Raw genomic sequence first — 8830 nt, forward strand, 5'->3', positions numbered from 1 at the left:
CTTCGGGCGATGATTCTCAAATTCGTCCACGCCTTCAACGTCCAGGTGGCCCACACCGCCATGATCAATGCCAGGAGCACGCTCGAGGAGCGGCTGGCACGGTGGCTGCTCGTCTCCCACGATCGGCTCGAAGGCGACGCGCTTCTCCTGACGCATGAATTTATCGCCACAATGCTCGGCGTGCGCCGTCCGGGCGTGACCATTGCCGTGCATGCGTTGCAGAAGGACGGCCTCATCCAAGCCGGCCGCGGTACGATCACGATCGTCGACCGCAAGGGACTGGAGAAAAAGTCGAACGGCGCCTATGGCGTGGCCGAAGCGGAGCTGGGCCGCTTGCTCCACAGCTAAGGTCCGAGGGACCCCGGCAAATCGTGCAGACGCAGCTTCTGCCTGCGCAATGTCTGGAAGCGTACACTGTGTTCGCTTGATAGGCGTCAACGGGCAAGCGAAATTATCGGCATGCCAGGAGACCCCAAAGAGTGCCGCAAGAACGCCGAAGAGTGCCTCAGGCTCGCGGAGGGCGCGTCGACGCCCGACGCCAAGGAGCACTTCCAAACGCTCGCGCAACGCTGGCTCGCTCTTGCTGTCGACGAGGAGGCTTCCGCTGAGCTGCTCGCGGAATGGGGCGATCCGGCGTGAGCGTCGGCTGACTCCTCGTTCGAGTCCCTGGCTATCGGTTATGCGGATCTGAGCCGACACGTCTCCGAGTTGAGTCCTCGGTAAGCGTCCGCTTTTGACCACGGCGCGGACATCGGGCGTAGCGCGATCTCCTCCGGCGGACCGGATGGACAATTCTCCCCCCTTTTGAACTGACGCCTCGTCAATCAGAGCGGTTGTCGCGTGTTGGCGCGCAGGCGAACCATTAGGAGCCGAAAGCGTTTTCCCCGTTCGGAGAGATGGAATGTCCGACAGCAGGAGGATCTACAGGAGGCCGCGCCGCCGGGCGGAAACCGAGCCCCAGCATGGCATCCTGATTATTCTATTGATCGGACTCGCTATCTCGACAGCCCTGGTCCGCACCGGTCGACTGCCGGATGCAAGGACTACCTACGCCCCGCCTGCTGCTTTCGCCCATCCGCTTGCGCGCGTCCATCAGGCGACTTTGGCTAGGCTCGATGATGGCCATGGCGAAGATGTAAGTCGTAGCTACCATCGTTAGCGCCGCGACCTCGGCTACGCAGCGCGCACGACACGGACTTCAATCATTTTTCCGGAAATAGGACGCCAATCGGGACGAGCAGAACATGCACGACCGGCATTAGAATCGACCCGAGAAGGAACCCGAAGACGGCATCGAGGAACGCCGTAGCGATCCAGGAAACCGTGGCGGATGCGCCTTCGCCGGTCACGGCCGATGCGATGCTCGTGATCAGTTCATGCGGCCAGGACAGATGGAGCGTATGGAGGCTGTGAACCACGATACTGCCGCCGACCCAAAGCATCGCGGCGGTGCCGACAACGGAAATCACCTTGAGCACCGTCGGCATCGCCATGACCAGCCCGCGCCCGAACGCCCGTAGCTTCCGAGTGCCGCCGTCTTGCTGAGGTGCAGACCGAAATCGTCGATCTTCACGAGGACGGCGACCACGCCGTAGATGAGGGCTGTGAACGATACCGCGATGATCGCAAGTACGGCCGCGCGTGTCCACAAATCGTCGACGTCGATCGTCGATAGCGCGATCGTCATGATCTCGGCCGACAGAATGAAGTCCGTCTTGATCGCGCCTTTGACGCGCTGTTCCTCCAGATGGGCCGCGCTGATCGTCTTAGCCTGCTGCGGACCTTTCTCCTCGTGGCCTGTCAGGGCATGCCAGATCTTCTCTGCTCCCTCGAAACAAAGATAGCAGCCGCCGAGGATGAGAAGAGGGGCGATGGCCCATGGCGCGAATGCCTGCAGCAAGAGGAGCCCCGGCAGCAGGATGACAAGCTTGCTGATCAGGGACCCGGCGGCGATCTTGGCGACGATCGGGATTTCGCGCGCGGCCGGGAGTCCGGTGACGTATTTCGGCGTTACGGCGGCATCGTCGATGACGACGCCGACCGATTTGCCGCCGGCCTTGGCGGCATGGGCCGCGATGTCGTCGACCTGCGCCGCTGCCAGCTTTGCGATGGCGGCGACGTCGTCGAGCATTGCGAGAAAGCCACTCATTGCTCGATCCCCTCCGGCCTAAGTCGTCTTCAGGACGATCTTGCCGATGTGTGCGGGGTCGTCGATGCGCTTATGGGCTTCGGCCGCTTCTTCCAGCTTGAACGTGGAGTCGATCACCGGCTTGAACTTGCCTTGCGCGATGAGCGGCCAGATGCGCTCTTCGATAGCTTCGGCCATGCGCGCCTTGGTCTCCGGGCGTTTGAGCCGCAGCGTCGAGCCGGTGAGAGTGAGACGGCGCATCATCAGCCGCATCAGGTCGATCTCGACCTTGGAGCCCTCCAGGAAGGCGATCTGCACGATGTGGCCCTCGAGCGCCGCGGCCTTGAGATTGCGCTCGATATAGTCGCCGCCCACCATGTCGAGAATTGCGTCGGCGCCGTGCTTCTCCGTCACAGCACGCACCACCTCGACGAAATCCTCCTCGCGGTAGTTGATGGCGTGCACCGCGCCCAGCGCCTCGCAGGCTTTAGCCTTGGCGCCGTCGCCTACGGTGACGATGACTTTGGCGCCGAGTGCCGTGGCGAGCTGGATGGCGGTGGTTCCGATGCCGCTCGCCCCGCCATGCACCAGCAGCCAGTCGCCCGGCTTAAGCCCGCCGCGCTCGAACACGTTGTGCCAAACGGTGAAGATCGTCTCGGGCAGGGCCGCCGCCTGGACGGCGTCGAGGCCGTCGGGCGCTAGCAGGGTGGTCGCTTCCGGCGCCACGGCGAACTCCGCATAGCCGCCGCCGTTCACCAGCGCGCAGACGAAATCGCCCTCCTTGAACCGCGTCACGGTCTCGCCCACGGCGATGACGGGGCCGGCTACTTCCAGCCCGAGCAGGTCGGAGGCCCCTTTCGGCGGCGGGTAGAGCCCTTGGCGCTGGAGCACGTCCGGCCGGTTGATGCCCGCGGCCTCCACGGCGATCAGCACCTCGTCGGCGGCGGGCTTCGGCACGGGCCGCATTCCGGCCACCAGCACCTCCGGTCCGCCGGCCTCGCGGGCTTCGATCACAGTCATGGTCTCAGGCAGCATCGGGTCCTCATTTCAACGCGGGCCATGACAGATAAAGGGATTAGACCGAAATGCCACGATGCTAGGATGGGTCTCATGGACACCGACGACATCGCCCCGCCGCCCAAGAAGAGGACCCACGAGCTCGGCCAGGACCTCTCCAAGCTTTCGGTCGCCGAGCTGCAGGCCCTGATCGACACGCTCAAGGGCGAGGTCGCGCGGGTGGAAAAGGTGCTGTCCGATAAGCAATCGTCGCTCAGCGCCGCCGAGGCCGCGTTTAAGCGCCGATAAACTTTCCGGACACGGTTCCTTTAGGTAAATCGGGCCTTAGTCTTAACTGGTTGTTAGGAGTTGGGCGGTATTCTTCTCGTTATCCAGTCCTCTGGATCTGAGTGGCCTGTTCCACTCTGTTTGACGCCTCCCTGTTAACTTCCTGAGCCGCCAGACTTTGGCGGCTCTTTTTTTTGCCTGATTCTTGAGCCTTAACCTTGGTTACCGGAAGGCGACGACAACGCTTTCCCATGGCATACTATGCCGCCGGGCTCAGGGGACGGAGTGGGGCGATGGCGGGGAAATCAAGAAACGACGACTATGACGACGGCGTAACCGTTTCGTTCGGCGCGAAATTCGCGCGTTCGGACCAGTTCAAGACCGTGTTCCGCGAAGGCATGGCGCTGGTCGAGGCCGCCGCCGCCTATCTCGACGGCGATGGCCGCAAAGAGGCCCGCAAGCTCCGTCCGCCACACTCTCTGCCTATGCGACGGAAAGCATGCGGCTCACCACAAGGTTAATGCAGCTCGCGTCCTGGCTCCTGATCCGCCGGGCGGTGAGCGAGGGCGAACTGACGCCGGAGCAGGCCGTCGAGGAGCAGCGGAAGATCAAGCTTCCGGTGTCGGGCGACCATCCGGCCCGCGATCTTTCGGTGCTGCCGGAGCGCCTGCGCGGCCTGATCGAGCAGAGCGTCAAGCTTCAGGAGCGGGTGGTCCGCCTGGATCAGATGCTCGATTTCAACCAGGCGCCGGCGGCGGGCGAGGCCCATCCGCTCAGCTCGCAGCTGTCCCGGCTGCGTCAGGCTTTTGGCCCCGACGCCGAGTAAACCAGCCTATTTCAGGAAGCCTTCGTACTTCTTCTTGAAGCGGCTCAGACGGCCGCCGCGGTCGATCAGATGCTGCCCGCCGCCGGTCCAGGCCGGGTGGGTCATGGGATCGATGTCGAGCTTCAGCGTGTCACCCTCGGCCCCGTAGGTCGAATAGGTGAGAAACTCGGTGCCGTCGGTCATCACCACCTTGATCTGGTGGTAATCCGGGTGAATGTCCTTCTTCATTGCGGTCGCCTTGATAAATCGCATGGTTTGTTTGAGCCGAGCCTATACTTGAACTTGCCGACCGGCACAAGACTGCGCCGGAAAGGCGCGGCATCTAGGCCTTTGCGCTTTAAGCTCAGGCCCTTAAAGTCGGCACACTCTAAAGTCTAGCTGGGCATTTCTTGTGCAACTCGTATCCTCGAAGTCCGACGGCAAAGATCGGCAGGAGCCAGAGATAGAGCAACCCGGGGAGGAAAAGGCGAAACCCGTTTCGCTGCGTCCCCTCCTGCGGCTGAGACCCTATCTGCTCCGTCATAAGGCCATGCTGGCCGTCGCGTTTCTGGCGCTGGTCGTGGCGGCCGCGGCGACGCTTGCCGTGCCGCTTGCCATGCGCCGCATGATCGATCTCGGCTTCTCGGGGATCGAACCCGATCTGATCGACACCTACTTCGCCACGTTGCTCTTTGTCGGCGTCGTGCTGGCGCTCGCCAGCGCCGCGCGCTTCTACTGCGTGAACTGGCTCGGCGAGCGCGTGGTCGCCGATATCCGCGCCGACGTGTTCAGGCATCTGACCGGCTTGAGCCCCGCCTTCTACGAGGTCTCCCATTCCGGCGAGGTGATGTCGCGGCTCACCGCCGACACCACACAAGTGAAAGCCGCCGCGAGCACCGCGATCAGCCAAGCGATCCGCAACGCGCTGCTTCTTACGGGCGCCGTCATCATGATGGTGGTGACAAGTACCAAGCTGTCGCTCGCCGTGCTCATCGCCATTCCCATTATCGTGCTGCCGCTCGCGGCCTATGGACGTTCGGTGCGGGCGCGATCGCGCCACGCGCAGGATACGCTCGCCCATGCCTCGGCCTATGCGAGCGAAAGTCTCGGCCAGGTGAGGGTGCTGCAAGCCTTCACGCACGAGGAAGCGACGGCCAAACGCTTCAGCGAAGCGGTGGACCGTTCCTTCGAGGCGGCGAACGCGCGCGCCAAGGCGCGGGCCGGTCTCACCGCCATCGCCATCTTCCTCGTCTTCGCATCTGTGGTCAGCGTGTTGTGGTACGGCGCGCAGGACGTGCTGTCCGGCGCCATGACCGGCGGCACGCTCGGCCAGTTCGTACTCTATGCGGTGTTCGCTGCGGCCGCGGTCGGCAGCTTGAGTGAAGTGTGGGGGGAGGTGGCGCAAGCCGCCGGCGCCGCGGAACGGCTGGGCGAACTGCTGCAAGTGCAATCCGAGATCGAGAGCCCTGCACATCCGAAGGCGCTGCCCGAGCCGCCGCGCGGCGAGATCGCCTTCTCGGACGTCTCTTTCACCTATCCTTTGCGGCCCGAGATACGTTCGCTCGACGAGGTGAGCTTTCATATCAAGCCGGGCGAGCGCGTGGCGCTGGTTGGGCCGTCGGGCGCCGGCAAGACCACGATCTTCGCGCTGCTGCTACGCTTCTACGATCCGACCGCGGGCCGTGTGGAAGTGGATGGCGTTGCCGTCAACGAAGCGGATCTCCATGCGCTGCGCTCGCGCTTCGCCGTGGTCCCGCAAGAGACGGCGCTGTTCGCCGACACCATCGCCGCCAATATCGCCTACGGGGCGGAGGCGGCGAGCCGGGCCGAGATCGAGGCGGCGGCGAAAGCCGCCTATGCGCATGACTTCATCGTGGAACTGCCGAAAGGGTACGACACCATGCTGGGCGAGGGCGGGGTGACGCTGTCTGCCGGTCAGCGCCAGCGCATCGCGATCGCGCGCGCGGTGTTGCGCAGCGCGCCGATCCTGCTGCTCGACGAGGCGACCAGCGCGCTCGACGCCACGAGCGAGACCTTGGTGCAAAAGGCGCTCGACAAGGTGATGGAAGGGCGCACCACGCTCGTCATCGCCCACCGGCTGTCCACGGTGGTGGGCGCCGACCGCATCCTCGTGCTCGATCGGGGGCGTCTGGTTGAGGAGGGGACGCATCAGACCCTGATCCGCCAGGGCGGCGTCTATGCGCGGCTCGCCGAGCTGCAATTCGCGCCCGATGCCGCGGAGTAGCTCTACCGCTCGGTCAGCTTCAACTCGATGCGGCGGTTTCTGGCCAGAGCCGCAGGGCTTTCGCCCGCCTCGATGGGCTGGAACTCGCCGAAGCCCGCCGCCACGAGGTGCTTGGGCGAAATGCCTGCGTTCATGAGGTAGCGCACCACGGAGATGGCGCGAGCGCTCGACAGCTCCCAGTTGGAGGGGAACTCGGGCGTGGCGATGGGATTGATGTCGGTGTGGCCGTCCACGCGCATCACCCACGCGATGTCCGGCGGAATATCGTCTTGGATGTCCTTGAGGGCGGCGACGAGCTTGTCGAGCTCGCCATAGGCGCTCGGCTTGAGCTCGGCGGAGCCCGGGTCGAACAGCACGTCGGAGGGAAACACGAAGCGGTCGCCGACGATCTTGAAGTCCTGGCGGCTCCCCAAAGCTGCGCGCAGCTTGCCGAAGAAGTCCGAGCGGATCTCGTTGAGCTCGCGGACCTTCTTGGCGAGCGCCACGTTCAGCCGCTGGCCGAGATCGGCGATCTTGGCTTGGGCTTCCTTGTCCTTGGCTTCGGAGGCCTCAAGCGCCTCGTTCAGCGCGGCGAGTTGGAGCCGCAAGGCCGCAAGCTGCTGATTGAGCAGCTCGACCTTGGCGAGCGCGTCGTTTGGTAATCTGGCGCTGCTCGTCGAGCTTGGTGCCGAGCGCCGCGGCGCGGTCTTCGCGCCCTCGGTTTCGCCGCTGGCCATGCCGAGCAGCCCGGTGAGGCGCTTGTTCTCCGCTTGCGTATCCGACAGCGTCGCCTGCAACGCGGCGAGATTGTCCTCGGTGCCTTCTTTCTTTGAGCGCTCCAGCGCCAGCAACTCGGTCAGCTCGGAGAGCTGGCGGTTGAGGCGGGACAGCATGGTGTCCTTGCCGCTCGCGGCCTGGGTGATGATGTAGTTGGTGACCATGAACATGGCCATGAGGAAGATCACCACGAGCAGCAGCGTGGACAGCATGTCCACGAAGCCCGGCCAGTAATTGGCGGTGTATTGGCGGCGGCGGGCGCGGGCAAGGGCCATGGCTAGCTGCCTTCTCCCGCCGCCGGCGCGGGCGTCTTGCCGCTGATCTGGCGCAGCACGGCGGCGAGCTCATGCTGCTGCTGCGCCTGCTCGTCGGCCCATTCGCGCACGACCTTCTGCTCGGCGCGCATCTGCCGGATGAGCTTGTCGACGCCTTGCGCGAGGTCCTTCACGGCGTCGCCGGTATTGTCGTTGAGCATGCCGACCTCGACCTTCTCGCTGAGGTCCGACAGGGAGCGCTGCATGTCCATGAGCGCGAAGCGCAATTGCGGCGGCACGCTGTCGCCCGCGTCGGCCGATTGCAGCTCGGTGATGTTGGCGAGCCAGTCCTCGAGCTCGTTGTAGAAGCGGCTCTGAGCGTGGCCCGCTTGCAGGTCGAGGAAGCCGAGGATCAAGGAGCCGGCGAGGCCGAACAGGGAAGACGAAAATGCGATGCCCATGCCGGCGAGCGGTCCGGCCAGGCCTTCCTTCAACTGGTCGAACAGCATCACGTTCTCGCCGCCGCTCGTGTCGAGGGAGCCGATGGTGTTGCCGACCGAGCTCACGGTGTGAAGCAAGCCCCAAAAGGTTCCGAGCAGGCCGAGAAAGACGAGGAGGCCGACGAGATAGCGCGTGGTCTCGCGCTGCTCGTCGAGGCGCGACGCGACGGAATCGAGCAGCGTCCTGGCCGAGCCGGTGGCGAGGGACAAATGCCCGGTGCGGTCGCGCAGCATAGTGGCCATGGGCAGCAGCAGCACCGGCTGCTTCTCCACGGCGATGCCCGGATCGGAGATGCGGAAATTATTGACCCAGTTGATCTCGGGAAACAGCCGTAAGACCTGACGGAAGGAATAGACGATGCCGACCAGGAGCACGGCGATAATCAAACCGTTCAGACCCGGATTGGCCATGAAGCTCCGTCTCAACTGCGCCGTCTGCCCGTCGAGGATGATGGCAAGCAGAACGGCGAGAATGAGAAAGAGCGACATGCGCCAAAGAAAGACCTGGGGGCGCGTGAGCTTCGTCTTGTACTGCTTGGGTGCCATGTTCCGCCGTTGCTGGGTGATGCGACCGCGCGTGAGAGATTAACCGAATAGTTTGACGCGCAAAACGGCAACCTCAGGGCGGACAACTTCATAATTGCCCGCGGTACGTTTGCCGAAATTGTGAAGGCGGCGTGTCAGCGTTGGGTTTTGCCCTATTGGGCGGCCGCCGTTTTTGTCGCTGTGCCGACCGTGGGAACGTTTTTGCCAGCGGCTTTCAGCAGTTTCAAGAGCTTGGCGTGGATCGTCTCGTTGCCGGCCACGATGCTGCCCGTCTCCAGCATCTTGTCCTTGTCGGCGATGTCGCTCACATAG

General features: G+C 64.0%; 10 protein-coding genes and 1 pseudogene. 5 read left to right on the forward strand and 6 right to left on the reverse strand.

Annotated elements, in window-relative coordinates; all coding sequences use genetic code 11:
- On the forward strand, positions 1–348 hold a 348-nt coding region (locus tag AUC71_RS04400; RefSeq protein WP_141701446.1), incomplete at its 5' end, for a Crp/Fnr family transcriptional regulator.
- Between the two features lie 111 nt (positions 349–459).
- On the forward strand, positions 460–639 hold the full coding sequence (locus AUC71_RS04405) for a hypothetical protein (protein WP_069623284.1): 180 nt from the start codon (positions 460–462) through the stop codon (positions 637–639).
- Positions 640–1202: 563 nt separating this feature from the next.
- On the opposite strand, the gene AUC71_RS22180 is transcribed toward AUC71_RS04405, so the two are convergent.
- From AUC71_RS22180 to AUC71_RS04415, 3 genes are read right to left on the reverse strand one after another with little or no spacing between them, the layout of a single operon-like run.
- Complete coding sequence (locus tag AUC71_RS22180) at positions 1203–1493, reverse strand: DUF808 family protein (protein WP_342021793.1); 291 nt, start codon at positions 1491–1493, stop codon at positions 1203–1205.
- Positions 1466–2149: a DUF808 family protein gene (locus AUC71_RS04410; RefSeq protein WP_342021794.1), complete on the reverse strand. Its 684-nt coding sequence runs from the start codon at positions 2147–2149 to the stop codon at positions 1466–1468. Before AUC71_RS04410 ends, AUC71_RS22180 begins: the two co-directional genes overlap by 28 nt.
- An 18-nt stretch (positions 2150–2167) precedes the next feature.
- Positions 2168–3163: an NAD(P)H-quinone oxidoreductase gene (locus AUC71_RS04415; protein WP_244500799.1), complete on the reverse strand. Its 996-nt coding sequence runs from the start codon at positions 3161–3163 to the stop codon at positions 2168–2170.
- 75 nt (positions 3164–3238) lie between these two features.
- Between AUC71_RS04415 and AUC71_RS04420 the strand changes: the two genes are divergently transcribed.
- Together AUC71_RS04420 and AUC71_RS04425 are read left to right on the forward strand one after the other, a co-directional pair.
- Positions 3239–3433 (forward strand): DUF1192 domain-containing protein, encoded by a 195-nt coding sequence (locus AUC71_RS04420; protein WP_069623285.1) that lies wholly within the window; start codon positions 3239–3241, stop codon positions 3431–3433.
- Between the two features lie 377 nt (positions 3434–3810).
- A pseudogene (locus AUC71_RS04425) lies at positions 3811–4238 on the forward strand (DUF1465 family protein).
- A 6-nt stretch (positions 4239–4244) separates the two neighbouring features.
- On the opposite strand, the gene rpmE reads toward AUC71_RS04425, so the two are convergent.
- Positions 4245–4466, reverse strand: coding sequence for a 50S ribosomal protein L31 (gene rpmE, locus AUC71_RS04430; RefSeq protein ID WP_069623289.1), 222 nt, complete (start codon positions 4464–4466; stop codon positions 4245–4247).
- A gap of 163 nt (positions 4467–4629) precedes the next feature.
- On the opposite strand from rpmE, the gene AUC71_RS04435 reads away from it, so the two are divergent.
- The gene (locus AUC71_RS04435) at positions 4630–6462 is read left to right on the forward strand and encodes an ABC transporter transmembrane domain-containing protein (protein ID WP_083238077.1); all 1833 of its coding nucleotides are present in this window, start codon (positions 4630–4632) and stop codon (positions 6460–6462) included.
- 2 nt (positions 6463–6464) lie between these two features.
- Here AUC71_RS04435 and AUC71_RS04440 read toward each other — a convergent pair whose 3' ends face one another.
- Together AUC71_RS04440 and AUC71_RS04445 are read right to left on the reverse strand one after the other, a co-directional pair.
- Positions 6465–7493 (reverse strand): peptidoglycan -binding protein, encoded by a 1029-nt coding sequence (locus AUC71_RS04440; RefSeq protein WP_069623286.1) that lies wholly within the window; start codon positions 7491–7493, stop codon positions 6465–6467.
- 2 nt (positions 7494–7495) lie between these two features.
- Positions 7496–8518 carry a flagellar motor protein MotA gene (locus AUC71_RS04445; RefSeq protein WP_069623287.1) on the reverse strand — a complete coding sequence of 341 codons (1023 nt, stop codon included), beginning with the start codon at positions 8516–8518 and terminating at the stop codon, positions 7496–7498.
- Between the last annotated feature and the right edge of the window lie 312 nt (positions 8519–8830).

Source organism: Methyloceanibacter marginalis (assembly GCF_001723295.1).
Lineage (GTDB): Bacteria > Pseudomonadota > Alphaproteobacteria > Rhizobiales > Methyloligellaceae > Methyloceanibacter > Methyloceanibacter marginalis.